This is a genomic window from Enterobacter cloacae complex sp. ECL411 (assembly GCF_021869665.1).
Classification (GTDB): domain Bacteria; phylum Pseudomonadota; class Gammaproteobacteria; order Enterobacterales; family Enterobacteriaceae; genus Enterobacter; species Enterobacter intestinihominis.
In genome coordinates this window covers 283,750-309,335 of the sequence record NZ_CP091487.1, presented here as the reverse complement: position 1 = coordinate 309,335, position 25,586 = coordinate 283,750, and the positions used below count along the sequence as shown (strand labels likewise).

Genomic DNA, 25,586 nt, shown 5'->3' with positions numbered 1-25,586 from the left:
TTGGTGGGAGGAGCATCAGAATCCTTTCATCCTAGCTTGTATACCTTCTTCGTAGGCCAGCTCGCCATTATCGGTAAAAGATGGTTTTTGATGTTTATGATAAAGCTTAATTTTTCGTCAGGCTTGATAGCGTTACCGGAGAGATTTGATCTTTTCTCTTCAACTCGCAATACTGTTTATACATACAGTACAAGAATTCGAGTGTAGCTATGTCTGTTATCCTTGAGCACATTAGCAACAAGCCTTACGAAATGGCACCTTTTTTCAGTGATTTACTAAGCTGTGGAGTGATGAGTCCGTGCGCCGGGCATGAAGATAATGAATTAAATTTGCATGAATATGTAGTCCGCAACCGCCCCTCAACCTTCTTTGTCAGGGCGGCGGGCCTCAGTATGATCAATGCCGGTATCAATGATGGAGCAATACTGGTTGTGGATCGGTCTTTAACAGCACGACACGGCTCTATCGTCGTTGCGCTGGTGGATGGAGAGTTTACGGTAAAGATCTTACACACGTATCCTGAGCTGCTTTTGATGCCTTCTAATCCAGCCTATAAGCCGATACGTGTAAATCCTGAATCCCTTGAGATATGGGGCGTCGTCACCTTTGCACTGAATCAGTTCAGCCATGTACATGCACGTTGATATTAACGGAGCCTATGCGGCATTTGAGTGTGCGATGGATCCCAAGCTGTCAAAAAAGCCGCTCATCATAGCCAGCAATAACGATTCGTCCGTCATTGCAATGAATAAACTGGCTAAAAGCGTTGGTATTAAGCGTGGGACCCCAATTTTTAAGTGCAGGGATTTGATTCAGCAACACCGGATCGAAGTCCGGAGCTCTAACTTTACTTTGTATGAAGACTACTCAAATCGCTTCCATGAAACGCTGGAAAGCTTCGCGCCTCAATCGAGTCGATATAGCATAGATGAAAATTTCATGTTATTGAAAAACATGAACAAGATAATAGATTATGAAGATTACGGCCGGTTGATCAGAAGTACACTTCTTCATAATCTGTCCCTTACCTGTGGTGTGGGTTGTTCAAGCACCAAAACCCTCGCTAAATTATGCACCTATGCGAGCAAACGATGGGCAGCTACAGGCGGGGTTGTAGTTTTGACTGATCAGGCCAGGATCAGGAAGCTCCTGAGCCTGATCAGTACCAGAGAAATATGGGGTATTGGTCGAAAGATTAGTGAACGCCTGTCGGCTTTCGGGATCATCACTGCCGGTGATTTTTATAATAGCGACGTTCGCTTTTTACGTAAAAGCTTTGGCGTTGAAATCGAGCGTACCTGGCGGGAACTGCATGGCGAACCATGTTTCCGGCTGCACGAGTCTCCTCCTGTCAGGCAACAGATTATCGTTTCCAGAAGTTTTGGTCAGCGCCTTAATGAGATAGGCAAGCTACATGAGGCAGTTTCATTTTTTACCGCCCGGGCGGCAGAGCAGCTGCGCAAGGATGGCTCGTGGACCCGTCAAATCACAGTCTTCATTCAGAGTAGCAATTATGCGCAAGGTGAAAACCGCTACAGCAATTGTGGTATCGAGCCGCTTACCGCTACACAGGACACCCGCGATCTGGTTGATGCAGCCATGACCATCCTGAACCGCATTTACAGACCCGGGATAGCGTATGCGAAAGCAGGGGTAATGCTCTCCGCTATGACTGACGGCACAGAGCAACTCAGCCTGTTTGATACTCGCCCGGCCAGGCCTGGCAGTCAGGCACTGATGAAAGTTATGGACCGGTTCAATAAAGAAAAGCGCGGAGCTCTGTTTTTACTGGGGGAAGGCATTCAACAGGATTTTCGTATGAAGCAGGCCATGCTATCACCGAGATATACGACCCGCTGGGATGAATTACTCGTTGTAAAAGCGTAGCGGCCATGACCGGCATGGCCGTACTCATCAAATGTGAAAGTAACTTTAGGCCCCGCGAGCTTTTTCGATTGCGCCCTGCAAAGTTGCTGCGTCCATAGCCCCGGGGATAAATGTGGTAGTCGCCGCATTCGGCTTTTTCATATTCATAATGATGAAACCGGGTGTGCCGGTGATCCCGAGCGCTTCGCCCAGCTGCATATTGCCGGAGATCACGTTTTCATACCGGTTTTTTTCCCTGTCAGAAAACGTGCTGTTAAACCCTGACTTTTCCACCACAGTATTAAAGTCAGTGAGTTCGAATTTGCGTTGAGAGGTCATGAAGGTATGAGCCACAGCCATCAGGTTGTTGTGGTACTTACGATAGGCTTCAGCACCGAAATTCTGATAGACGTGCAGACCCGTAGCGGCCCCCATGGCAGATACAGGTTTTGAACCGGCAAAAATCGGGAATTCTTTAAAGAAGAATTTTACATCTTTGCTCTGATTCATTACCGATTCAACAACAGGTGTAACCCGCATGCAGTAAATACACTGATAGTCGAAGAACTCGATTACCGCGACGTCGGCGTCATCAGGGCCGATGTTTGGCGTCTCCTTGGTATCCAGCAGAGCTGGCGCATATGGAATTATTCGTTCCACTGAGGCACTCACGTTCTGATTTTCCAGCGCCTTACCTGCTTCCACTAAATAATGGGGATTTTTTACCAGGTAAGTAGCGGCAATTTTGCCAATTTCTTCCTCACTGAGCACCTTCGGTTTAAAATAAGTTGCCGTGATTAACGCCGAGGCAGCGGTAGCAATAACCGCAGAAATTAAAATCGTGGCCATCGGTTTTAAATAAAATTCTTTAGACATAGCTACCTTTATGCTTTTCAGCCTGTTAGTTATTAACCTGCGATGGATTATACTGGCCCGGTAAATCGGAATTATTCGTGAAACAATGCTTTTTGGAGATTAAAGGATGATTAGGCAGGGCTTTATACTCACAACCGCAATGCTTTTGAGTGGATGCGGATATCATTTCGCAAACCAGGTAGATGCGTACGATCTAATGCCTCGTCCTGTTACAAATAAAAGGTTTCAGATAGTCCCTCCGGACGAAAGTATTCAGTCCAGAATGTTTTCAGGCCGTTTTGCTGATGGATTAGCAAAAAAAGGAGTCATTATTTCCACTCACCAGCCAGATTATGTGCTCAGGTTCCGAATCAGCAGCTCACAGGAGAACATGCAGTATAGCGAGCAGCTTCTTACTGGGGTGACAGGCTACGTTGTAGATAAAAAGACAACGAGAACTGACAAGCATGGCGAATTGCATACTGACTATGACTACAAGCCAGTCGATGGGGTAATAGGCACTGAGACGATGTCGCAGATGCACTATATGCGACAGCTGGATGTCGAGGTATACCCGTCAGCGAAAGGAGCAAAGCAGGTTCTGAAAGTGAGTATGCAAAGCAATGCACCTGTGCCGTCAGACAGCATTGCTTATTCAGCAATGATCGACGCCTTTACTGATAAATTTGATGCGCCGCTGCGTTCCGGAAATTATGTTGCAGTGATCCCCTGGAACTGAAAGCAGACGGCGGGAAGAGAATGTTCAAAAGTGACTTTTGGACACGCACATTAACGTGGCTATCGCCCTCCCCCATTAAAATCATAAAGTCGGTAAAGATCGCCCATCGTGATGGAATTGGGCTTATTAATGAACAGATACTGTAACTGTTCTTTATGTTGAGTACTGGCAGCTGCATTCATAAGCACTTCCAGGTAGAACTTGTAGCCTATGCTTCGCTCTGAATACATATACTGGAACTGCATCAGTAAAATGCCTGACATAACATACAACAGCAGCAGACTGAGTAATACAGTGCTATCAGGCTGTTCCAGTGCCATACTGACATACCCTGAACCCAGAATGCACAGAAGCCACCCCGTCATTAGAGCAGGCACCCTACGACTCAGACGTTTATAACAACGTTTTATTACGGGATCCCGGAGATACTTTTTGTCAGGTATCCCCGTTGCTCTGATGACGAAGCTACTGAGTATCGACATCTTTTTTCCTTCTGGACGCTCTCAGTCAATAAATCAGGCCAGGCGCTCATTGAAAGCTACCACGAGCTGCGAATCGGGATTTTTTACCAGTTCGGGCCGGATAACTTTTAGTTGCCTCGTTGGGGCGAGCTCATCTGTAGGCCTGATGGTGGTATTACCCGGCCCCTTGCGGGTACTGTCGGTGTTTACCTTGAGCTTTTTATTTCCCAGGTAGCTTTCCATCTTTTTAGAGATGGTGTCACCTGTGGTCGCAACACCAGAGAGTTCCTTTAGATGTTCACCTTTATCCATTTGTACCGATGACATCAGAAATCCGATTCCGGGATCGTTTTCCGTTCCACAGGCTCCGTACTGACATTGTGCAGCGAAAACGGGCTGTACACCTACAGCAACCAGCATTAACGTACTCAGTAAAGTAGATTTCATACACACCTCTTACAGTCGGAAAAGTTACTTTTGCGCAGCGCCCATTTGGGTCACCAGGTTTTCCGGGCTCAGCCACCCCGTAAATAACTGCGGTTTGCCGCTTAGTGTCACCATGGTAGGAGTACCTTGCAGCGGGATTGTTGAGGCCACCTGGAAATGCGATTTGATAATGTTTAAGCAAGCCTCATCAGGACGTCCTTCCGGGATAGTTGAAACCGGATTCATCGCTGCATCCAGAGCTTCGTTTGGCTTTGCTGAACACCAGATTTTGGCCATGTTCCCGGCTACTACCGAGTTCAGTCCTGCACGTGGGAATGCAAGAAACTTAATCGAAATACCGGCATCAAGATAAGACTTCAGATCATGATGCAGTTTTTGGCAGTATCCACAGGTTATATCGGTAAAGATAGCAAGCCGGTATTTTTCGTTTGGTGATTTGTAGTCGATGGATTTTGTTTTGGATGCGAATTCCCGGACGCCCATTAAAATGGCCTGCTCAGTGGTGTTTACCACATCTTTACCTTTCACGTGGAATAAGCTTCCGGTAAAAATGTAATCTCCGTCTTTGCTCACGTAACTTACCCCCTCCCTGGAAATCACCGTAAAAATATCTTTTACTGGCGAGGGTTCGACGTGCTCGATTGAAAGCCCAATGGCTTTGAGCTTATCCCGGGCTGCATCTGGCAGTACCATTGTATTAACCGGCTCGGCATTCATCGTGAAGGCGGTACTTAATGAAAGAAGTAATACCGATGCCTTAATAATTTTTTTCATTTCCGCTCCTTAAATCGAGCACTAATATTATCACGCCCCAAAATTCCAGAATTTTGCTTAAACGCTTAAATCAACGGGTAAAGCCGAAAGAAAGTCGATAGATATATGGGAGAATAGATAAAACGTAGATTCAGTGGAGAAATCGTTGTGTTTACACCACCAGCAGATGATGTGAAACCTATTCCCGTTCCTGATGAGATTTACACTCAGTGCATTACGGATGCCGCCCGCTACTTCGGAATTGATGCTGAACTGGTTTTTACGTTGTTTGACAATGAAGGCGGTAAGGTTGGTACTTTCAGCAGGAATACTAACGGCACTTATGATATTGGCCCAATGCAGATCAACTCATCCAATCTACCTGAAATAAAAAAGCATTTCCCGACGGTAACGTGGCGGGTTCTGGCTTACGATGCTTGCGCAAGTTTCTGGGTTGGAACATGGTGGCTCTATAGAAAAATTGTTGATCGCAAGGGCAATGTGTTTGAAGGGATTGCAGATTACAACAGCAAAACCCCAAAGGTACGTGCAAAGTACATATTTAACTTCATGGTAAAGTACAATCGCCGGATCCAGCAGCGTAACGGGATGGGTGAGCTTTATCAATGGACCCAGCAACCTCCTCGATACAATGGCCATATAGCTAAAAATGTCCCGGAGCAAAACCCGACTCCTGTTGTTAAATAAATACAACCCGATATTACAGAAGATCATCGAGTGGCTTGGGTAAACCACCACAAATATTTCACACTGACTCAGGAGTAATATATTGTCTTCTTCTGCAAGAAATTTATTTAAGATTCTCTCTTCTTTCTTGATCCAGAAAAACCCTCATCATGAAGAAGTATGTGTTCATGAAGAAACAACAGCTGGTTTATGGGCCCCTCTCCCTGATTCGCATGTCGTGCTTTTCTTAGATTTCGATGGGGTTTGCCACAGGTGTAAAAATGAAACCTTTGAGCGAATGCCACTGTTAGAGAAATTGCTGGATAACTGCCCTGCCATGGTGATTGTTATCTCCAGCTCATGGCGTGAGTGCGCTAATACAAGTTATCTGAAATCTCTGTTCCGGGTGCCTTATAGAGACAAAATCATAGGTGCAACCGGTTCGGTATATTTAAAACACGGACAGACTGGTGTGCGGGCTGCCGAGTGTGAGGACTTTGTCTTTTCACATCGAGTTAAAGCATTTATCTGCCTTGATGACGACGAATCATTATTTCCGGCCGGTTATCCGCATTTGCACAAAACCGATTATTACACGGGCCTCACCGAATCTGACCTTGCAGCTCTTAACGCAAGGTACCATCAGCTCATGGGACGCTGATGAACAAAGTAACTTTCCTTTTACCCTGTCACTGCTGATCTCGTACGCCCATCCACTTTAGGATTGATTGTTTTATACCATACGCAATAATGTCTCATATGAATTCGACAAGAAAGGGACATTATGCTGCATCACTGTCAGGCTAAGTCACTGGATGACATATACCTTGAGGATATTCCCCACATCATACATCCGGCCACGGCGGTACATGACCTCGAAGATACCGCCCTGCCAAACCGGATTATTCAGGAATGGAATTTACCGCAGGGATATACACAGTTTGTCAGCCGGTATCACCAGTTCCACCATCAACGCCCCTGGCTCGCTTACCGCGATACGCTTGACGACATCAGATACGGTAAGATCGTTCTGCTTAGAAAAGACATAACCGGCAATGCCGGGCCGGGGGTTATATCAAATGGCAACCTACGCAATGACCTGCCCCTGTCCCTCTTTACCCGTCTGCGCGATATCATCTCTCGTCAGTTGAAACGCCCGGGGTATTACGTTCGATCAACGACACCAGCACAGCACGCCCAATCAACAAAAACCATTAATTCCAAAGCGGCTGGTCGTCTTCTCGCAGCTGGCGGGCTTTATAATGGAAATGTGGAGGGATTTCGACATACGGCTGAACAACTTGGCGGCGAAGCTGTTGAAGGCTATGACCAGGTATTGAACGAAACAACTTCAGGTATGCTGGTTGCAGCGGCTTCACTTCTGGTTATCCGAAATCCAAGGTCTGCGGATGAATTGACAAGTTATCTCGGCAAGTACAAAAAAGCACACGTTTTGCTCGATGATATGAATGTTAGCGAATTGAACTACATGCGCCGAGACAGAGCTGAATATTTAGCTCTCCGTGGACAATTCAACAATACTGTACGCCCTAACTTCCTTAAATCACTTTCAGACCACCCAGATGCCCTGGCTACGTTTGAACCTAACGATTTGATGAAACTTGCAACAGGCAAGGTCCCCTCTGGGTGGCAGGTTCACCACAAGATCCCTCTTGATGATGGTGGCACAAACGCTATAGACAACCTGGTACTTATTCAGAATTCACCATACCATTCAGCACTGTCGAAAGCACAATCCATCATTACGAAGGATCTACCGTATAATTCAAGCACCAAAGTTCTATGGCCATCGCCGAACGGTGTTATCTACCCGGTAGGAAAGTAAGAGGCGCTCATGAAAGATTTAACTCAACTACTCAGCAGCTTAAAGAGGTTGATGGTTGCAGATCACTACCCTTTAGCCAGCCCGGTAGCCCCGGAAGTCTTGAAAGACTTAATCTGCAATCCGCCTCCAGTGGAGTGGGCAGATCACAAAAAGAGCGCCTATATAGATATACAGAAACTCATTAAAACCAGGCTTGATTATGCCCAAGTGTTTAATGCTATGGATGGTTTTGAGTACAACGGACTTACGTTTTATAACCTTGTTCAGGCAGAGAACGAAAATCTATTGTGGTCAAATATTTACATACGCAACTTTGAAGCACGAGACAATGAAATCTACGTTGACCCAAATCTCACTGATAAGGTGTTAATCGGAGAAGATGGCATGTCACTTTTCGCTTATAGTTTTGCAGACGACTGCTTTCAGATAAGAGACAAAGCATCTACTGATTATGTTATTGAATCTCATACAGAGTTTGATAGATTTTTGTCTTCACTGATTCAAACCGTCAGTTGAATGTTCCGCAAGAGCGGTACTTCTGAAAAAAAGGCCGCAAACACATACTTTGCGGCCTTAATTGTTTAGCAGTAATTTACAATCTATTGATAGTCATTTCAGGAGGTTATATTCAACCTCCCTTATTTTTTATTTTCATTAAGCCACTGATCCGCTTTATCGACACGTGACTGGTAAGGCTCATTTGTGTTGCTCAGCTCTGACTTCATGTACTGAATGAATTCATCTGCTTTCTGAGGCCCAAAGCGTGGGTCATCCGTCAATTGCTGCCGGATAGCCCTTTCAGAGTTCTGCGCTGCATTCGCATAAGTCGAAACGCCGTCGCTGCTAATACTCTGATACCGGTCACTTACAGCTGCGACGCCATCAGACATCTGCATGTGATTAAGGACTTTACCCTGGAGAGAATCAGGCATATTTGCAGGGTTAGAGGCATCATTTGCTATCGATGTCTGGGTTTGAAGGATGCCCGCTCCCGTAAGCATCTCATTTACCGGTTTCGCCCCAACGCTGGTTAGCGTATCCGAAACAAATTGCTGGCCCCCGAGTAGCGCACCAGAAATCGCGCCCCGCTCAGTGTTGGCCTCTATCTTTTCCCCAACCAAGCGATCTGTGACGGTCTGAGTGCGGTTACCAACGAGACCACCGCCCGACCCACCTTCTCCCAGGTTTGCCCGTACGACTGACTCAAGTGAACCATCAGCTCTGTTATGAGTGTTGAAACTGCTATGGATGCTCTTAACGTCATTCATACTCCAGTTAACGTTATAGTTACCCAGTTCATTAAGGATCTTCTGGGTATCCGCTTTGAGCTGCTCTCTTTCGGCACCGGTAGCCATGGTGCTGGCACCATAGGTAAAGACAGCTTGCTGTGCCAATTCAGCTCGCTTATCGTCCCGGCTTAAGTTCGGGTTGTTGGCAACACGACTAAAGTAGTTATCAGTGTTATTAGATAAGCCACGAACTTGCCCGCTCTGATACATACTGTTCAAAGCAGTGGCTCGTTGATCCATTCCATCACCAACCACCCGACCTCCAACCTTTTCCAGATCGTTAAATGTGCCTTCTGCATTTCTGACATCCTGACCCGAATTGACGACTTTCTCTACACCCTGATTATTCAGTACAGGTCCATTCTTTTCGAGAGAATTAAGCACATTCCTTTCTTCATCAGAATAAGTGCGGCCCACGTTGTTGTTATGTATTCCCTGAATATCGCCTTTGCCCGCGTTATCAAGGTTATACGGAGTAAAGCCAGCTTCACTTTTTCCAGGGACATGCTGTGTCGCGTCCTGAGCGTTGGAGGAAAGACCGAGTTTAGCCTGCGAATCTACACTTCCACCCAGTTCCCCTACGCGTGACGCACTCATCACGCCAGACGTATTTACGCTGTCAGGAGTTCTATCCTGTGCCTGAGTGATAGTATTAATTCCTGACCCGTCACCTGAAATTCTGTCGAGCTGATTGGTGATAGGTAGCAGCTGCTGTGCATTACCACCGAAGTCGGAAACCAGACTTTTAAGCAGGCTGGAGGTTTCACGGAGATCCTGTTTATTACTTTCGGCCGTCTCTCCCCGGGCGGTATCAATCGCAATTTTTTGCTCACTGAAATCTCGGGTTGCAGCCACAAGCGCGTCAGTACGTTGAAGCTGCGATCCAAGCTGATTACTGGCCTTGAAGGTATCGTTATAGGAGTTGAATTTCTCCATAAACGCATTCTCATCCAGCCCATTCTTACGAGCAAAATTCCTTACATCATCATCACTGAAGTTTTTGTTGCGAATAGAATCGGAGAACCTGTCCAGGTTAATGCTTTGTTTAGAATCAAGGCTCATTCCACTATTGGAGCTTGCGTTAGTCGAAACCGATGTAGAAATATTTTGCGCCATCGTCTGTGTCGCCTGGTTCATTTTCGACGATGCTTCTTTAAACGCATTAGTATTGGATATCTGATCGCTGCTTACCTGAGACGCCGCTTTACTGAACTGGTCAGTTAACGCAGAATCCTGGCTAAGCTGATTCGTGATTGCTTTTGAAAGGTCATTTGAAAGCGAGTCACTGCCTGTATTGGTCTTAGATGCACCGCTACTCAATTGCCCTGCTACAGCCGCTTTCAGCCCGGCTCCATTGCCAGTTCCAACACCTCCATTAAGCCCAGCGTTGAGAATAACATTTGAAGCAATGCTGGCCATCTGAGACGCACTCACCCCATGTTTCGTTGCAATACCTTCTGCTACAGAGGCACCAATCTTATCCGAGATCTGCTTCATTGTTTGCAGGTTGGTTGAGAACTGCTGGCTCGACTGTCCTGACCTTCCAATTTCGCTCATCTGACTGTAACCAGCCTGGAATGAATTACTTGCCGCACTCATAACTGATGAGGTTACAGCTGATCCTTGTCCCTGGCTGTTAGCGATACTTGAACCAGCATTCCACATTCCAAGACGGAAATTACTTGAATCAACTGCGCCGCCATCGCTGTATCCCTGACCGGTACTGGTTAAGGCGGTTCGTGTCACGTCACCAAATGAAGATTTACCGCTGTTAGGGCCATCCCATACTTTGGGCGTTACATGACCAGTATCCACCGGCGCATCGGGGGTCACTCCCTTAACCGCATTCATCATCGGGTGAATCGACTGTGTCATCAGGAATAATGTGAGTACCGGAATCAGAGCATAGAGGGCGGAAGCAACAGACAGGTATGAACTGTATGTTTCCGCAAGCCCTGGGAGTCCCATCCACGTGACGGCATTATTCTGGCTGTTGAGGGTGCTCCAGGTATCCAAGTCGGCCGTCGCGACTTTCTTCACATACGCGTTGACCATTACTGCCGTAAGCGGCCACATATTCACGAAGAGGATAAGTTGCAAATATTTCGCCGCAGCGGCAACACCATTACCACCTAACGCCAGCAGCATAAGCAAAGCAAATGGAGCAACCATATAAGCAAACATTTCAAGGAATGCGATTGCTGCTCCCGACAGTTGTAACCACAACTGGCCCTGTGAAGCCATTGTGTTGGTTCGCTTCAGAGAAGCCTCAAACAACTGCATATCGGAAGCCAGACCGAGTGGGGTCTTATATTTGCTTGCGCCATTTCTGAGCTCATTCATAATGAACAGGTTCAGGGTGGCGTCATACGAACCAATAGCCTTACCGTACATACCATTTGCTGACGCCATAACATCAGTAAAGCTTGCGCCGGTAGGTGCACCATTTGCTTCGTCTGGAGTAAGGATGCCGTTTGTCTGTCCTATAAGGGAAATAGTCTGGCGAGCTTCAGCTGTACTGGTAACCTGTTTCACAGTTGACCAGACCTCATCACACGTACCAGATTTTGAACCGTTAGCGCCAACAATACTGGCAGAGGCATTCTTCAGTGCGCCTTTCATCGCCTGATTAATCCGGTCCATGCTATCTGCCAGATTAGCTGAGAAAATATCGTTAAAAATAGTTTCTTTACCGGCAATATTTGCGCTTGAGTTTTGGGTAGCCTTCAGGCAGTTGTATGCAAGAGACTGAACGGTAGCACATACGTTCATTGGCCCTAGCCCGCTGGCCGGTTCAGGAAATGCGGAACAGTAGCCCTGGCTATCGCCGCCCCATTGCAAAAACTTCACGAATCGGATCATCGGACCGAGGGTGATGTCATCGTCCAGAGTTGTTGCAGACAGGTCCACCGGAGAAAGCGGATCAAACGCTGTTTTATAATCCTTCAGCAAACCCTGGCTTAAGTTAGTGGTGACGGTTGCCATCGCAGCAATAAAAATTGGAATTCCGTCGACGTTTCTGACCTCTCCCGACTTTACAGATTCAATAGTTACATCCACTCGAACCATTGCCATCATGAAAAGGATCAACCCCAAAAACCAGGAGAAAAACGGTAATTCATTTTTGGTCGGAGCCTGAAGCCATAGCCACGTTTTATAGAATAGGCTCACACCTGCTACAACGGCGGCCGTGGTCAGGAACTCTTTTACACCAGTATATTGAGAAAAGATCAGGGCAATACCGGTAAAAGCCGACCAGACAAAATCAATATCACCCAGGGTATATATGTTGTAATCCATGTCAGACCTCAGTTACGTGTGCCACGAATACTTTCAGTGAAAGCCTTCCGTTGCAGGCGACGGTTATCCCAGGTTGAAATGACGTCCGAGCTGGTACCGACCTGGCTGTGCGATAGCTCATAGGCGGCTTTAACCTGTTTTGAGAGATTGTCTGTTAATCGGTTGAGATCATCCCTTTTACCCGACAGCGACTCACTCGGTATGCTCATGGTTGAAATTTTGGCCTCAACCTGGCGCAACATGTTGATTACGAGGCTCGTCGCAGCAATAGTGCTGATGTCCTGAATGTATGCGTACCCTTCCGGTGCTTCGAATGTTTGCAAAGAGTCGATAATGGTCGGGATGCCGATATAGGAGATAATGCGTAATTCATCATCTGAAACACGAACGTCGTTGATGATTTTTTTCTGTACGTTTAAAAGAAGATCAGAAATGGTATCCTTCAATCCCTTAAAACCACCGTCATTAACTTCTGACATGACAAGGCACTGAGCCTTTCGTGGGGATGATGGATCTGGTGCCGGAGAACACTTGAGCATTTTAATTGATCCGCCAGCTGGTGGCCCCATGATGTAATCCGTGACAGTCATGGTAGACGGGCGGACTTCCATTCCCGCTTTTTCGCCTTTGCTATCCCAGTTGATAATGACAGTACCTACGAGAGACATAAGTTGTTCTGCCAGTTTATAACCGGATAACTCCGTTACCCCTCCGATGTTCATCGTTCCCTTATCAATATCCATGAACGACATATAGAAGAGGTTACCACTGAATTTTTCAGCGAACTCTTCGGGATCCTTTGCTTTAACCTGAGAAGTGACAGCTTCAGGTGACTTTGTCATCGATGAGCCAAAATCAGGAATAAGACCATTAATCGATCCCAGAATTGAGGCTGGTCCAGAGCTAACTGAGTTAGCGAACTGGCTTGGCGTACCCACGTTTTCAGAAAGGAAAGAGTAAGTTGCATTGCATGAATCTTTCGCAAATTTATTTAGCGCTTGCAGTTTGTTTTGGATGTCATTAATCGTTGCAGCACAGTCAGCACAAATAGCTGAAACAGCAACGTTAAAAGCATAGATAGCCGCACCCTGGGCAATACCACGGGCCACCTGCACAAGCTGGTCCCCGTTGATCATGCTGAAGGACCCAAGAAAAACGTCAATACCGTTACAACCGACAGAAGCTTTTGGAAACGACATGGAAACAAGGTTGGTATTAACGTTTGTTGTTCGGTAAGACATTGACCCGCCAACTATGCCTGTACGGGTTGCTGTGGAAAAGGTGGCCGGGCTGGTAGACGTCATCATGCCATTGAAAATGTTACGCATTGCGTTGTCTGCATTTGCAGTCGGGGCTAAAATTGCAGCACAAACAGAAAGAGACAAAAGTAACTTTTTGAAGTTGAAAACGGCATTACTGCGCATAAGTGCCTCCAAAACTGCCGCCAGCATTGAGATAATTGACCGGATCGGCCGTAGGCATGTCATAGCCTTCGAGTTTTTGGTCCATTATTTTTTGAAGTAGGAATGGGTCTGATTCCATTTCGGATTTATTAACGGTAATAACGCCATCATCGCCGATGGTATATTGCCTTTTAATATCTAGAGTTGACTGGAACGAAGCGTCATCGATCAGATTCATGCCCTTCGCGGCAAGTATAATAGTGTTCTTTAATTCATCAGCGGAGATCATGCCTTCACTAATGCGCTGAGCTGATGTCCCATCCTTTGAAACCAGGAAAATTGTAGGTACCTCTCGAATTTTAAATTGATCAATAATTTGTGCGTTGGGGATGTTAAAATCCTGAAAAAGGCCATTATGCAATGGCCTTCCATCCATACTGATTGGAAGAATATCTACCGAATAATAGTTCTGCATAAATTGAAGTATTTGGCTTTCTTCGTGGCAAAACTGGCAAGTACTCTGGAAAAAGAAAAATAAACCTGACTTAGTAAAGATATCTTTCATTACCGTTTGCTGATTTTTTTCAACAACAGTGCGGTGAGCATCCAGTGCCACCTTTTCCACTGGTTGCCTGCGTTTTTCAGACATCATCGGGTTTTTAAGAAAATAATCTTTTGATTTGTCAGAAAAACGCGTACTGATATCCAGCATTAACCTTTGCGCCGTGTAATAACGTGATAGATTTTCTGCGGTAGGGTTATCCATTGCCTGCGTTAACAGTCGAGGCATATTCTCTTTTAGCCATTTTGAATTTAAATCTACCATTTCCTCTTTTGAAGGCGAGCTAGCAGCACCGGTTGGTGGCAAAACCTCTTCTTCTTCAGCTTCGCTTTTTTTAGCAGGATCGTCATACCAGAAGAAACCCTTCTTATAAGCCTGGCCAGATACAAAGGGCGTATCTTTTATTAGGGGTTGCTCAGGGCTGGCGTGGGCACCAGTAATTACCAAAGACATAAGCAAAACCATCTTTGAAGGCGCTAATGCAATACGAGTCATAGACCGTTCTCCTTTTCTGATGCGGTTATGATGGCATACAAAAAAAAGGTTAGAGCTCGTATAGCATGGTCGTTTTTATGTTGAAAAGGACGGAAAAGGAGTGCTGACTAAGAAGATAGTCTCGGTGATGGAAAGATCATCCATCTTGCACGTTGTCAAAAATCCGGTGTAACAAAAACATGGTTTTATCGAATATCTAAAAGCAAATATTGCTTTGAAAACAGGTGTATTTAGAGCTGAAAAAAATCATCACAAGTAATGCTGTTTCTATATTTCAAAAAAGGAATAGCTAAGGATCAAAGAAGCGAACTTAGACAAGAATATAAAATATATTAATTGAAAGCGATTAAGAAGTCGTCATGCATAGAAGGTTTTGAGAACCTAAGTAGTTTTACGTTTTCAACAGAAAAAAAGGTGCACATTTTTGGAACGAAGAAAAACTGAATAAAGAAAAATCAAATTATATCTTTACTTGTCAAGAGTTGATATTTAAGTTGTAACTAATATTTGATTGTAAAGCAAACAACAGAATTTGACTTAAGTCAATATTTAGATTCAGACAAGGCAAGTTTCGCGATATCTTTTTTAAATTTAATCTAATTCTTCTTGAGAATACCTCTCTATGGCTGAAGCAGTTGAAGATAATCTGCAACGTGGACAATGAGCATCATTTGTCACTGGCACAATGTATGGGCGTTTACATTTTTCGCAGGCACCTAGTTCTTCAATTTCTTTCATAGAAGTAAGGATTTCTATTATTTTATTAACTTCCGGTGCGCATACAAAGTATCCCAGATTATGAAGGACACTCATTATTCGGTTGAAGTCAATTTGCCGAAAACTCGCTTCCGGATTTATTGGATCAAAACCAAAATAGTTAACTGCGACATCAATAACAGCAGAAAAGGCTCGGCGGTTATCTGTGCGTTTGCTCCAGCCCCGGATACCTTTTTTGAGTTTTGTTTTTGCACCAGGCTCAAAATCGATATTTTCAGCAACATGATTACCGTACAAAATTCGTATTGTATTTTTATTTGCCCCAAGCGACATAGTTCTTGCTGCTCGCAATAGAGCATTAGCTTTTGTTTGATCGACCTTTGCCATATCAATAATCCTTTAACATAACTTTATTTGTTAAAGTGTTGAACACATCCTGACGGTGACTGGTGAACATAGTGTCATAACGTAATAGTTCCATCAAATCATCACTAACTTTTCCTAACCGGATGTCAGCAGACAATTCATAAGCCCAGGCAAAAACTTTCGTTTTAAGTGAAACACTCTCTTCAATATGCCCTTGTGAGAAAGCAATTGTACGTGGGAAAAGAACGACATCGTTAATTGTTTTTAACGATGAATAACCAATGTCTTTAATAGCATCAGCTGTAGTTGGTTTTAAACCAAAGAAAATACTTACAAACTCTGGTGCGAGCATTGAGATAAAGAACACCTGCATAAAGTAGTCATTCTGTATATCAACACATTTAGAACGCAACTCATGAATCTTCTTGGGATTATAGATATCCACTGTACCATTCAGAAAAGTCACTTTTTCACCGGCATCGTAAATACCATAGTCAATATCATTTGTATCATATTCACGAATTACATTGGAATCACCGTCCAAGACCGCAGAAAAAAACCTCTCCCATGTAATTTCCTTTCCGAGTGTACGCGGAACCAAAAAACTACCTGGACGTGTTTCCACTTCAAAAGCTAAATCAGCGGCTGTACTAAATCCTTTCCCAAATAGGCGACGCTGGAGAAGAGGAGTCCCAGTTTGATATGCAGAAGATCCATGCACAGGCAATAACATTAAAAATGCACGGTAACTACGAATAAGCGAAATCTCAGTGCGGAAAAGTTTACCGAGTAAGCTACGAGTTAAATTATCAGATTCTGACATGTGCTGATTGTCCTTGCGCCATTACAATTGTTCAAATCTTCAACATGGATTTTTTGTTAGGTGTTCGGTAGGGTGAAAAGTAACTTTTAGTATTTTCTTAAGGCTTGAATAAGCCTTAAATCTATCCCTTCAACCACACCGCTTACTTGTAACACTTTTTAACCAAACTAACCAGAATTTTATCAAAAATTCCTGCGCATGCTAACGAAATGTGAAGCGATTAAAAAAAAACCTAAATCCAGCCCCTCCCAACGTTGGATTAGAATAACGACGTCTTTCACTGACCGTCATAAACTGACATTTTTACTTTTCATCAACCTCATGCTTACATAGGATCACTAAACAAAGAAAAGTGACCCTATGAATGCCTCACATAGGGTCACTTATGTTTGAAAAGTGACCCTATGTAATGTCGTCATAGGGTCACTTTTTATAAAAGTGTCACTATGGACAAAGTTCCATAGGGTCATTTTTTTTGGAAAAGTGGCACTAGATATATGTATAACTTTAATAGAGCAATGCACATTATCAAAAGCAATAATCCACAATGGTCATTCTGTCAAAAGTAACTTTAGGGGGTAGCGATGGAAGTGAGGCTAAACTCGCTGTTACTGTTTCTGAAGGCCCCTCCCGAATGGGGGAAACAGCGAGTGCATTACATCTGTTCAATTCCCTCATCAAAGAGCATTCAAAAATCTTCTGTTCGTGAAAAAAAACGGAAATTTCCTCCGGTATAGTAATTTCACATCAGGAGGCGTCATGAGTAATTCAAATCTTATAAGTTCTATAGAGCTAACACGTAAAAATTTACGTGCTCAGATTGAAGGTTTGCGTGTTGAGGCTGAAGATCTCATTACAAAATACTGGATCAAGTGGAAGGAACGAAACCACCAAGAGATTAACCTTACCCGACATAGCAAAGTTCCAAAGAGGGAGTACCTGGGTTCTTACGCACCAAAAGTTGAGCTAATTGGTAATGCCAGAAAAGTAACGATCACTTGGCATCAGTTCAGCCCTTATAAAACAAGAGCGCCTAGCCACATGTCAAAACGGGTGCAACCAATGAAAAGTGGAAAATATTCTAAGAACTGTTTTGTAAACCATGCCAGCTGGGAATACGAAATGATTTCTGAAACGGAAGCATTGCTGGAGCCTTACAGAGAAATGCTTGAGCTCTATCATTCAGCATATATCGAACTTGGACGAAAAATCCGTCAATACTCAAAAACTAAGGTGGCACAATGAACGACGCAATTATCACGGACAATGAGCGTATTAACATTGAACCAAAAGATGTAATGGTAAAAGGTTCAAATAAAAAGCAAGGCGTAAACGCTCAAACTTCTACTCAACGTAGACCAGAGCACCAGGGTATGGCCAAAGTTATTATTAACCCCGGCACCCCAGACTTTAACCGGTTTTTAACTGCCAGAAATGGAGCAGTCATCAGAGGTTTTGATGATGTGAGTATCGCTATTTCCTCTCTCTTTAAAACGGTTGATGCAGTTAAACATCCTGACCTTGTTCAGGCTATTCAGGATTGGTTCAACGAGCTGCATGAAGAAAACAATAAGATGAAAGAAAATCTTGTTGCTTATATTAAGTCAATTGAGTTCGACAAGAATGACTCATTCATGTCATCAACTCAGTTTGTACCTTTCAGTTTTGAACCAGTACAACTCAACTTCAATAACCACAACACCATGAGGTTTTACAAGTACATCTTCGAGATGAACCAGCTCATGAACACAATGTATGAGTACAACTCATTGGGTTTACTGGCTGTAAGCGACTATCCGGTTATGTCTCACAACATTATAAAGAGTATTAATTTATATGTTGAGAATGTGAAAAAGACTCTGAATGTTTCTCGCCGTAAGGATGGGCCATACAGTCCAGCAGAGTTCATCACCAAAGTAATGCAATATAAAAGTGTGCAGGCATACATTGCAGCCGAACTGTCAGGCAAACGTCGATAAGGTATGATGATGAATTTCAGGGCGCTGTATTTATGTATTAAACGGATTTTGGGGATATTCTCATCTCAGGAGAATGATGCAACCTCTGTAATGATTGAGGATATATCAAGCCTCTCTCCTTTTGCGCAGATTCTAGGAGATCAGAAGTACACTGTTCCTGATCATCCAAATCCAGAAGTCCTGAAATTCATCGAGTATCCAACTCGTCCGACGGGCATACAGACATTTAATGAACAGTCAATCCTGTCTCTGTATCGGGAAAAGCTGCACTCAATTTCAATGATGTTAGCTATCAGCGATAGCGACATCAGGGACGATGCATATACATTTACTAATTTAGTTTTAAAGCCCTTGGTTGAATATGTTCGCTGGATACATCTTTTGCCAGCTTCCGAAAATCATCATCATAATGGTATTGGTGGGTTACTTTCTCACAGCCTGGAAGTGGCCATACTCTCTTTAAAAAATGCGCATCACTCAGAACTGAGACCAATCGGATATCAAGATGAAGAAGTAGTCCGTAGAAAAGTATATCTCTATGCTGCGTTTATCTGTGGTTTAGTCCATGATGCCGGAAAGGTTTACGATCTCGACATTGTAAGCCTGAATTTAGCTAGTCCGATCATTTGGACGCCAAGCTCACAAAGTCTTCTTGACTGGGCACGTGAAAATGACGTGGTTGAATACGAAATCCACTGGCGAAAGCGTATTCATAATCAACATAATATCTGGTCCAGCGTTTTCCTTGAGCGAATCCTAAACCCGGTATGTCTTGCATTTTTGGATCGGGTAAATAAAGAACGTGTTTATTCAAAAATGATCACCGCCCTAAACGTTTATACTGATGGGAATGACTTTTTGTCTAAATGCGTGAGGACCGCTGATTTCTATTCTACTGGTACAGACCTTAATGTTTTACGTGACCCTATCATGGGTCTGCGTTCTAATGATGCAGCAGCAAGGGCCATTAGTACCATCAAGCACAACTTTACCAGTATCAATATCAACAATTACAATGCTAAGCCTATGCACATCATTATCGTAAATGGTGAGGTATACCTTAACGAGAACGCATTCCTTGATTTTGTTCTCAATGATTTCGAATTACATAAATATAACTTCCCTCAGGGAGAGGCTGGTAAGACCGTATTGGTAGAATCCCTAGTTCAACGTGGTTACGTCGAGCCCTATGATGATGAGCGTGTCGTTCACTACTTCATTCCGGGTATCTATTCGGAAAACGAAATATCAAACATCTTTAGAAATGGGATAGGGAAACTAGAATTCTATAACCTTCTTAAGCTAAGGTGGATTGGTTTAATCTTTGATTCCTATAAAATCCCTGACTCAGTGCCGGGTCTTTTTAGCGTTAATGCCAATAAAGACTTTATTTACATTGACGAGCAAAAAACAGTTACTGAATACAGAAGACCAGTGCCCGGTCGGGACGTTATAACTAAAATTACTGATACTGTTGAGACGGCTGTTCTTAAGGTTAATGATTTAGGCCGCTCCTCTGCCTCTATTGATGTTGATATACATTCTAAGAAAAATGAAGGCTCATCCGACGATTTTGAGAAGAAAGCCGAAAGTGATAATGAAATTGATAATGACACGCAGATAGTTAAATCTGAGGGTGAGGAAGCAGCTGATCCTGTCATTCCTGATATAGAAGAAAGTGAAGATGAATCGGCAAAGGACACGGAATCCCATGTCCTGGTCAACCAACTTCATGAACTCCTTTTAAGCGCTCCACTTTCCAATGACTATATAGTGTGTGTTGATGCTGTCCCCTACCTCAACATAGATACCACTATGGCATTGCTGCCGGGATTAGATGAAAAAGCATTCAGTGAAGAGCCCTATTTCCAACTGACATTCAGAGAAGGCTCTCTCGATGGAATGTGGATAGTAAGGGACATTGACGATCTGCGTTTAGTCCAGCTCGGCGATAACTGCGCCGGGTTCCAGCTCACCTATCATGAGCCAAGAAGGCCAACAACTTTAAAGTCACTTTTCAATACTTCTATGTATCAGGCATTAGTGATTAATGATGAGTCTTCTGTTGAAAACTCTGCCCCACGTCCAAAGCAAACGCTTGAGCTGCCTCCCCCACGTGTAAATGCAGTCGAAGAACATTCTGGCGACGTGGAATATCATGGAACCGATAGTGCATCCGCGACTGGTCCGCTGAAAACTGAGGCTGTGGAATATGAACATTATCAACATCTTTTTGAGAAAGAAGATGAAGAGCATGAGATCATTGATTATACCGATTTCTCACAGCTTAGTGTTTCTCGGCCAGAAGTCGGTAGTTGTGCAACAAGCTCTTCGGTCCATAATGAAAAGCTTCTCTCCGAGCCGTCAGAATTACCAGAACTTAACCGAGAACAGAACGCTGATCCCCAGGGTACGAATGAACGCTCTATGGATGTTTCTGTAGGACAAGAAAACTCAGAACCAGATACTGAGGGTAACTGCCCACCACCAGCTGAAGTTGTGTATTCCCAGACCGAAGCAGCCGCAACCAGTGTGATGGCAAGTGAAGAGCCCGCCTTACCTCCTGTACTTGAAGAATCAAATGGAGAGCATGCGCCCACAGACGCTAAGGGGCATCATCTTTCGCCAGCACTGGCCAGACTGTTCGCCCCAACAGCACCGGTAGAAAAACAAAATCCCAAGCGCAACCGGAATAAATCATCGGACAAAGCAGAAGTACAAAAACCAGCATCACCTGTTTCTGGTCACAATCTGAACAGTAAAGTCTTTGCATCTACTGAATCAGACCAAAATGGTGAATTCTCGCTTATAAGCGAAGGTGACGTTACAGAGCTTGAATTTGTAGAAATTGCGTTAGTACTGCATCAAATTCTGTCCAAAATGGAGGTGGCGTTTAAAAGAAAGCGCAAAAACAGATTTATGGTAAGTACTCCTAATACTCTCTATCTGACCCAATCTTGCGTGGAAAAATTTGGGTCGCAGTTAGAGGCTCAAGATCTTTTCAATAAGCTTCCTCAGTACCTCGTTAATTCTGGTGCTGTGATCAATACAAAATGCCATGCATTTAACATGCCTACTTTGCTGGCCGCATCAGACCGGGCGAAAGTGGACATTGAACGAATTATCAATAACCTGAAAGAGGCTGGGAACCTATAATGTCAGATTCGAAGAGGACTAACCTCCATGCACAAGAGAATTTTTATCGGCCTATTCTTGAGTATCGTAGTGCCTCAATACTTTTGATTTGTTCGGTTTCTATGCTTTATATGGGACTTTCTTCAGACGGACTGGACATCGCCCCAATAGTTCTGTTCACCTCAATATTGCTTTTTTTGCTGTGCCTTTATCGTTGCAAAACAGCAGCGCCATTTTTGATGGCTCATTGGCGTGTATTCAAGCGACATTTCATGTTCGTTAGTCTTGATTCACTGCGTGTAATTAACAAAAGTAACTTTTTCTCCAATGAGCGAAAGTATCGTCAACTGGTTCAGGATTATCAAAATAAAAATAAGGATATACCCGAGCGAAAGTCCTATTTTTGTGATGGGTTTGAGTGGGGTCCGGAACATGCGGATCGGGCATATCAAATAGCTAACCTCTCCAGTGATAAACGTGAGATCGAGTTGCCATTCGTCTTCAACCCAATTAAGAGACATTTTGACGCAATGGCTCGTAAGATGGGCGGCAGCAATGCAATTTTTGCTGTGGAACGTAGGGAACCCATATTTGTAACTGAAGACAATTGGTTTGGTCATACTCTGATAACCGGAAACGTGGGTACCGGGAAAACGGTGCTACAGCGTTTACTAAGCATTAGCATGCTTCATCTTGGTCATGTTGTTGTTGTCATAGATCCAAAGAACGATGCAGAGTGGCGAGAATCTCTAATGGAAGAGGCTAAGACCCTCGGTCTTCCTTTCTATAAATTTCATCCTGGCCAGCCAGCATCTTCGGTCTGTATTGATGTCTGCAACACCTATACTAATGTTTCTGACCTAACATCTCGTCTTTTGAGCTTGGTGACAGTTCCCGGTGAGGTTAACCCATTCGTTCAGTATGCCAAGGCTCTCGTTTCCAATGTGATTTCCGGGCTTTCTTACATAGAGAAAAAGCCTTCTATTTATCTGATTCACAAGAACATGAAAAGCCACATGTCTATTGTGAATCTTACAGTCAAGGTAATGGAGTCATGTTACGCGAGATATTATGGTTACGATGTCTGGACCGAAAAAGTTAAGTACGTCGCTAACGATACCTTGCCGGTACGTTTCAAGCGTCTCGCTGAATGGTTTACGGCTCATTTCATGAATTACGAGGGGTCCGAACAAATAGACTGGTTAGATACTGTTTCCCAGCTTATTGATTACTCAATGTCCGACCCAGAGCATATGGCTAAAATGACCGCAGGTATTATGCCTGTTTTCGATATGCTCATTGAAAAACCTTTAAATGAGCTTTTATCTCCTAACCCGAACTCAGTATCATCAAGAGAAATTGTAACAAGCGAAGGGATGTTCAGCACTGGCGGGGTGCTATACATTTCGCTTGATGGCCTTTCAAACCCCGATACAGCAGCTGCTATTTCTCAATTAATAATGTCAGATCTGACCTCCTGTGCCGGTAGTCGCTACAACGCTCAAGATGGTGATATGTCAGCTAATTCCAGGATAAGTATTTTTGTTGATGAGGCACACTCAGCCATTAACAACCCTATGATTAACCTTCTGGCGCAGGGTCGTGCAGCGAAAATTGCACTGTTTATTTGCACCCAAACCATCTCCGACTTTATTGCTGCGGCAAGTGTTGAAACTGCCAATCGAATTACGGGGCTCTGCAACAATTATATAAGCTTGCGAGTCAACGATACTCCTACTCAGACGCTTGTTGTAGAGAACTTTGGTAAGAGTGCGATAAGCACAAATATGGTCACTTATACGACCGGTTCAGAAACATCTTTGCCGCATAATAACTTCTCAGGTTCAATCTCAGAAAGAAAGCAGACAACTTTAGAAGAGAGTATTCCAAAGGATCTCTTGGGTCAGGTCCCTATGTTTCACATAGTTGCCAGGCTTCAAGATGGCAGGAAGGTTGTAGGCCAAATCCCTATTGCTGTTGCTGAGAAACAAATGAAGCCAAACACAACTCTGTCGGAAATGCTTTTCAAGAAGGCCGGAAAAGTTACTTTGCGTCAAAATCTCGATATCAAAAATCTTAATAAATTTCTAAGGAAGTTGCATTGATGGATGAAAAAATTGTCCTGACGCGCCAGCAAATTTTAAGCTCTGCACTAAAAGTCAGCAAATGTCGCTCGCTCGTAAAAAGGCGCTTTCAGTCTTTGGGTTTAAAGTACGCAGATTCTCAGGAAGTTCGAGATCGGCTAACTATGATAGAAAAAAACGCGTTTCATCATTTGGGAAAATTTTGTCAGAGCAACGATATCGATTCCCTATTCTCCATGGCAAATACCCTGTCTGAGCTTTTCCTTTTAAAGGGAGAGTTGATCACGACTGATCCCTTTGGGGACCGTGAAACCAGCTACTGGTCGGTACCACAAGGATCATGCCATGAATGGATTCAATCACTGACCACCAGCGAAGGTCCTGAACGTAAATTCGTTAGTTTCCGTATTTCTTTCGATAACAATGACGTACGGTGTGATCTTGTAAAAAAGAATGCCCGTATGCTTGGTTGTTATCTTTTGCCTTATTTCGTCGATTTAACACGCACGGTGGGCGCATTCATTAATTTGCCAGGTAGTGTCTCTTTTAAACAAGTACAGCGCATCAAACCCCAGATTCATCCAGAAACAACACATAGTCATATAGTTACTATTGAGGACTCTCCCTTTCTTTCTCGGTTAAAATTTAAAATCATTACTGCCATAGATCAGCTTCCTGACCCTAATGGCCTTTATACAAACACCTTTAACAGCATTATTGACCGTGCACTGCTGACTCATCTCAAAACCGAACAGGAAAAAATAGATAGTCCAAGAGTCTGCAAAAATGTGATTTCGGCTTTTGCCGACTCAACTCTTTCTCTGCCGGTGTTTAACATCGGCCTAAACGAGCAGTACAGATACTGGACGCCGTGGGGCATCAACTTTATAGAATTTTCCCGCCAGGCCGCAAAAGCAAGGACCGCTGTATTTGTTCCTGATGTGGGACAGATCGAGTGGAAAAGCGCAGAGCATAAAGAACTGGCGGAGTTAAGCCTCATCGACCAAATCATACCTAAACAGTACCACTGGCTCCTGGGTATCCCGACGATGTGGCGTAACAACTATTGCAATCACGATCAGAGGCTAGCTCTTTTTCGTGAATGGAGGGAAAGCAATGGCTGCGGATAATACAAGCAGGGCAGCAGTGCTCAGAACAATGCTTTTTTTTGGCATGGTCATTTATTTTGGTTACAGCTTGGCTTTCCAGAATACTGAGGAGCTCAAATATCAGATTACTCAGGAGGTTAATGCAAGCCGGTCCATCATATCAAATGACCGTTGGAAGTCTGTCATTGCAAATAGTGAAGCGACTTTAAATTGGTTGGTACATGACTATAAGTTAATTGACTATCTGAATACTATTCTGATCCCTGACACCAAAAAACCAGCCAGAGGTATTAACATTGTTGCTGAAAAATTTACCTCTATTAATTACACTATGGCCAAAAACATACCCCTCTTACTTTATCAGTCCATTTTCCGGTGGAACTTAATCCTGGGGTGGCTAATCGTTTTTCTGCCCTATCTATTTGCCATGCTAGCAGATGGAATGTACCAGTGGAAATTGAAGAGGTACGTATTTGGTAAGGTTACAGTTCAGTTTTATCGTATTTGGTTTCGAGCATTTTGGGTGATCAGTGCTTTAACGATGGTCTACCTGGTCATGCCAAATATGTCACTATTTAACAATATCGCTCAACTTTTCCCACCAGTCGCTTTATTGATACTGGGAATTGCATTGAATCGCTTGTGGTCTAACTTTCAAAAACTCATGTAA

The 25,586-nt window shown here is 43.9% G+C and carries 22 protein-coding genes; 13 read left to right on the top strand and 9 right to left on the bottom strand.

The window, feature by feature from the left end:
- The first annotated feature begins 209 nt into the window (after positions 1–209).
- Together umuD and umuC are read left to right on the top strand one after the other, a co-directional pair.
- Positions 210–644 carry a translesion error-prone DNA polymerase V autoproteolytic subunit gene (gene umuD, locus L3069_RS24485; RefSeq protein WP_000111290.1) on the top strand — a complete coding sequence of 145 codons (435 nt, stop codon included), beginning with the start codon at positions 210–212 and terminating at the stop codon, positions 642–644.
- Complete coding sequence (gene umuC, locus L3069_RS24480; RefSeq protein WP_001371894.1) at positions 634–1,887, top strand: translesion error-prone DNA polymerase V subunit UmuC; 1,254 nt, start codon at positions 634–636, stop codon at positions 1,885–1,887. Before umuD ends, umuC begins: the two co-directional genes overlap by 11 nt.
- A gap of 45 nt (positions 1,888–1,932) precedes the next feature.
- Here the strand turns inward: umuC and L3069_RS24475 are convergent, their stop codons facing one another.
- Entirely contained in the window at positions 1,933–2,742 is an 810-nt protein-coding gene (locus L3069_RS24475; protein WP_000031378.1) for a DsbA family protein, read from the bottom strand.
- 370 nt (positions 2,743–3,112) lie between these two features.
- Here L3069_RS24475 and L3069_RS24470 point away from each other — a divergent pair, with 370 nt between their 5' ends.
- Complete coding sequence (locus tag L3069_RS24470) at positions 3,113–3,460, top strand: hypothetical protein (protein WP_121343843.1); 348 nt, start codon at positions 3,113–3,115, stop codon at positions 3,458–3,460.
- 59 nt (positions 3,461–3,519) lie between these two features.
- Here L3069_RS24470 and L3069_RS24465 read toward each other — a convergent pair whose 3' ends face one another.
- The 3 genes from L3069_RS24465 to L3069_RS24455 form a co-directional block, all read right to left on the bottom strand.
- Positions 3,520–3,780, bottom strand: a complete 261-nt coding sequence (locus L3069_RS24465; protein WP_001439466.1) for a hypothetical protein — start codon at positions 3,778–3,780, stop codon at positions 3,520–3,522.
- Between the two features lie 195 nt (positions 3,781–3,975).
- On the bottom strand, positions 3,976–4,368 hold the full coding sequence (locus L3069_RS24460) for a hypothetical protein (protein WP_000843243.1): 393 nt from the start codon (positions 4,366–4,368) through the stop codon (positions 3,976–3,978).
- A gap of 24 nt (positions 4,369–4,392) precedes the next feature.
- Entirely contained in the window at positions 4,393–5,142 is a 750-nt protein-coding gene (locus L3069_RS24455) for a thioredoxin fold domain-containing protein (RefSeq protein ID WP_000720274.1), read from the bottom strand.
- Between the two features lie 147 nt (positions 5,143–5,289).
- Between L3069_RS24455 and L3069_RS24450 the strand changes: the two genes are divergently transcribed.
- The 4 genes from L3069_RS24450 to L3069_RS24435 all read left to right on the top strand — a co-directional run bounded on the left by L3069_RS24450 (position 5,290) and on the right by L3069_RS24435 (position 8,170).
- Positions 5,290–5,829, top strand: a complete 540-nt coding sequence (locus L3069_RS24450) for a lytic transglycosylase domain-containing protein (protein WP_000494968.1) — start codon at positions 5,290–5,292, stop codon at positions 5,827–5,829.
- Between the two features lie 82 nt (positions 5,830–5,911).
- Positions 5,912–6,469, top strand: coding sequence for an HAD domain-containing protein (locus L3069_RS24445; RefSeq protein ID WP_001371950.1), 558 nt, complete (start codon positions 5,912–5,914; stop codon positions 6,467–6,469).
- A 123-nt stretch (positions 6,470–6,592) separates the two neighbouring features.
- Positions 6,593–7,654, top strand: coding sequence for an HNH endonuclease signature motif containing protein (locus tag L3069_RS24440; RefSeq protein ID WP_000902297.1), 1,062 nt, complete (start codon positions 6,593–6,595; stop codon positions 7,652–7,654).
- A 9-nt stretch (positions 7,655–7,663) separates the two neighbouring features.
- On the top strand, positions 7,664–8,170 hold the full coding sequence (locus L3069_RS24435) for a YrhA family protein (RefSeq protein ID WP_000654195.1): 507 nt from the start codon (positions 7,664–7,666) through the stop codon (positions 8,168–8,170).
- A gap of 122 nt (positions 8,171–8,292) precedes the next feature.
- Here L3069_RS24435 and L3069_RS24430 read toward each other — a convergent pair whose 3' ends face one another.
- The 5 genes from L3069_RS24430 to L3069_RS24410 form a co-directional block, all read right to left on the bottom strand.
- Entirely contained in the window at positions 8,293–12,243 is a 3,951-nt protein-coding gene (locus L3069_RS24430; protein ID WP_000386160.1) for a conjugal transfer protein TraG N-terminal domain-containing protein, read from the bottom strand.
- Between the two features lie 8 nt (positions 12,244–12,251).
- A complete protein-coding gene (gene trhH / locus L3069_RS24425; RefSeq protein ID WP_001257292.1) occupies positions 12,252–13,667 on the bottom strand; it encodes an IncHI-type conjugal transfer protein TrhH in 1,416 nt (471 codons plus the stop codon).
- On the bottom strand, positions 13,657–14,703 hold the full coding sequence (locus L3069_RS24420) for a thioredoxin family protein (protein WP_000196727.1): 1,047 nt from the start codon (positions 14,701–14,703) through the stop codon (positions 13,657–13,659). Before L3069_RS24420 ends, trhH begins: the two co-directional genes overlap by 11 nt.
- A gap of 591 nt (positions 14,704–15,294) precedes the next feature.
- Positions 15,295–15,807, bottom strand: coding sequence for a hypothetical protein (locus L3069_RS24415; RefSeq protein WP_001140952.1), 513 nt, complete (start codon positions 15,805–15,807; stop codon positions 15,295–15,297).
- A gap of 1 nt (position 15,808) precedes the next feature.
- A complete protein-coding gene (locus L3069_RS24410) occupies positions 15,809–16,609 on the bottom strand; it encodes a hypothetical protein (protein WP_000004208.1) in 801 nt (266 codons plus the stop codon).
- A 759-nt stretch (positions 16,610–17,368) separates the two neighbouring features.
- On the opposite strand from L3069_RS24410, the gene mobI reads away from it, so the two are divergent.
- The 6 genes from mobI to L3069_RS24380 are packed head-to-tail and all read left to right on the top strand — an operon-like array spanning position 17,369 to position 25,586.
- Complete coding sequence (gene mobI / locus L3069_RS24405; RefSeq protein WP_000071885.1) at positions 17,369–17,854, top strand: conjugative transfer protein MobI(A/C); 486 nt, start codon at positions 17,369–17,371, stop codon at positions 17,852–17,854.
- Positions 17,851–18,588 (top strand): hypothetical protein, encoded by a 738-nt coding sequence (locus tag L3069_RS24400; RefSeq protein WP_000995978.1) that lies wholly within the window; start codon positions 17,851–17,853, stop codon positions 18,586–18,588. Before mobI ends, L3069_RS24400 begins: the two co-directional genes overlap by 4 nt.
- A 9-nt stretch (positions 18,589–18,597) precedes the next feature.
- A complete protein-coding gene (gene mobH / locus L3069_RS24395) occupies positions 18,598–21,744 on the top strand; it encodes a MobH family relaxase (RefSeq protein WP_001011152.1) in 3,147 nt (1,048 codons plus the stop codon).
- Positions 21,744–23,828, top strand: coding sequence for a conjugative transfer system coupling protein TraD (traD, locus tag L3069_RS24390; RefSeq protein WP_001284073.1), 2,085 nt, complete (start codon positions 21,744–21,746; stop codon positions 23,826–23,828). The genes mobH and traD overlap by 1 nt, the downstream gene beginning before the upstream one ends.
- Positions 23,828–24,937 (top strand): hypothetical protein, encoded by a 1,110-nt coding sequence (locus L3069_RS24385; protein ID WP_000343600.1) that lies wholly within the window; start codon positions 23,828–23,830, stop codon positions 24,935–24,937. Before traD ends, L3069_RS24385 begins: the two co-directional genes overlap by 1 nt.
- On the top strand, positions 24,924–25,586 hold the full coding sequence (locus tag L3069_RS24380; protein ID WP_000718549.1) for a DUF4400 domain-containing protein: 663 nt from the start codon (positions 24,924–24,926) through the stop codon (positions 25,584–25,586). The genes L3069_RS24385 and L3069_RS24380 overlap by 14 nt, the downstream gene beginning before the upstream one ends.

What these genes read in the sequence shown, in the direction of transcription:
- umuD (WP_000111290.1), top strand. Translation starts at nt 210, where the DNA reads ATGTCTGTTATCCTTGAGCACATTAGCAACAAGCCTTACGAAATGGCA.
- umuC (WP_001371894.1), top strand. Translation starts at nt 634, where the DNA reads ATGCACGTTGATATTAACGGAGCCTATGCGGCATTTGAGTGTGCGATG.
- L3069_RS24475 (WP_000031378.1), bottom strand. Translation starts at nt 2,742, where the DNA reads ATGTCTAAAGAATTTTATTTAAAACCGATGGCCACGATTTTAATTTCT.
- L3069_RS24470 (WP_121343843.1), top strand. Translation starts at nt 3,113, where the DNA reads ATGCAGTATAGCGAGCAGCTTCTTACTGGGGTGACAGGCTACGTTGTA.
- L3069_RS24465 (WP_001439466.1), bottom strand. Translation starts at nt 3,780, where the DNA reads ATGGCACTGGAACAGCCTGATAGCACTGTATTACTCAGTCTGCTGCTG.
- L3069_RS24460 (WP_000843243.1), bottom strand. Translation starts at nt 4,368, where the DNA reads ATGAAATCTACTTTACTGAGTACGTTAATGCTGGTTGCTGTAGGTGTA.
- L3069_RS24455 (WP_000720274.1), bottom strand. Translation starts at nt 5,142, where the DNA reads ATGAAAAAAATTATTAAGGCATCGGTATTACTTCTTTCATTAAGTACC.
- L3069_RS24440 (WP_000902297.1), top strand. Translation starts at nt 6,593, where the DNA reads ATGCTGCATCACTGTCAGGCTAAGTCACTGGATGACATATACCTTGAG.
- L3069_RS24435 (WP_000654195.1), top strand. Translation starts at nt 7,664, where the DNA reads ATGAAAGATTTAACTCAACTACTCAGCAGCTTAAAGAGGTTGATGGTT.
- L3069_RS24430 (WP_000386160.1), bottom strand. Translation starts at nt 12,243, where the DNA reads ATGGATTACAACATATATACCCTGGGTGATATTGATTTTGTCTGGTCG.
- trhH (WP_001257292.1), bottom strand. Translation starts at nt 13,667, where the DNA reads ATGCGCAGTAATGCCGTTTTCAACTTCAAAAAGTTACTTTTGTCTCTT.
- L3069_RS24420 (WP_000196727.1), bottom strand. Translation starts at nt 14,703, where the DNA reads ATGACTCGTATTGCATTAGCGCCTTCAAAGATGGTTTTGCTTATGTCT.
- L3069_RS24415 (WP_001140952.1), bottom strand. Translation starts at nt 15,807, where the DNA reads ATGGCAAAGGTCGATCAAACAAAAGCTAATGCTCTATTGCGAGCAGCA.
- L3069_RS24410 (WP_000004208.1), bottom strand. Translation starts at nt 16,609, where the DNA reads ATGTCAGAATCTGATAATTTAACTCGTAGCTTACTCGGTAAACTTTTC.
- mobI (WP_000071885.1), top strand. Translation starts at nt 17,369, where the DNA reads ATGAGTAATTCAAATCTTATAAGTTCTATAGAGCTAACACGTAAAAAT.
- L3069_RS24400 (WP_000995978.1), top strand. Translation starts at nt 17,851, where the DNA reads ATGAACGACGCAATTATCACGGACAATGAGCGTATTAACATTGAACCA.
- mobH (WP_001011152.1), top strand. Translation starts at nt 18,598, where the DNA reads ATGAATTTCAGGGCGCTGTATTTATGTATTAAACGGATTTTGGGGATA.
- traD (WP_001284073.1), top strand. Translation starts at nt 21,744, where the DNA reads ATGTCAGATTCGAAGAGGACTAACCTCCATGCACAAGAGAATTTTTAT.
- L3069_RS24385 (WP_000343600.1), top strand. Translation starts at nt 23,828, where the DNA reads ATGGATGAAAAAATTGTCCTGACGCGCCAGCAAATTTTAAGCTCTGCA.
- L3069_RS24380 (WP_000718549.1), top strand. Translation starts at nt 24,924, where the DNA reads ATGGCTGCGGATAATACAAGCAGGGCAGCAGTGCTCAGAACAATGCTT.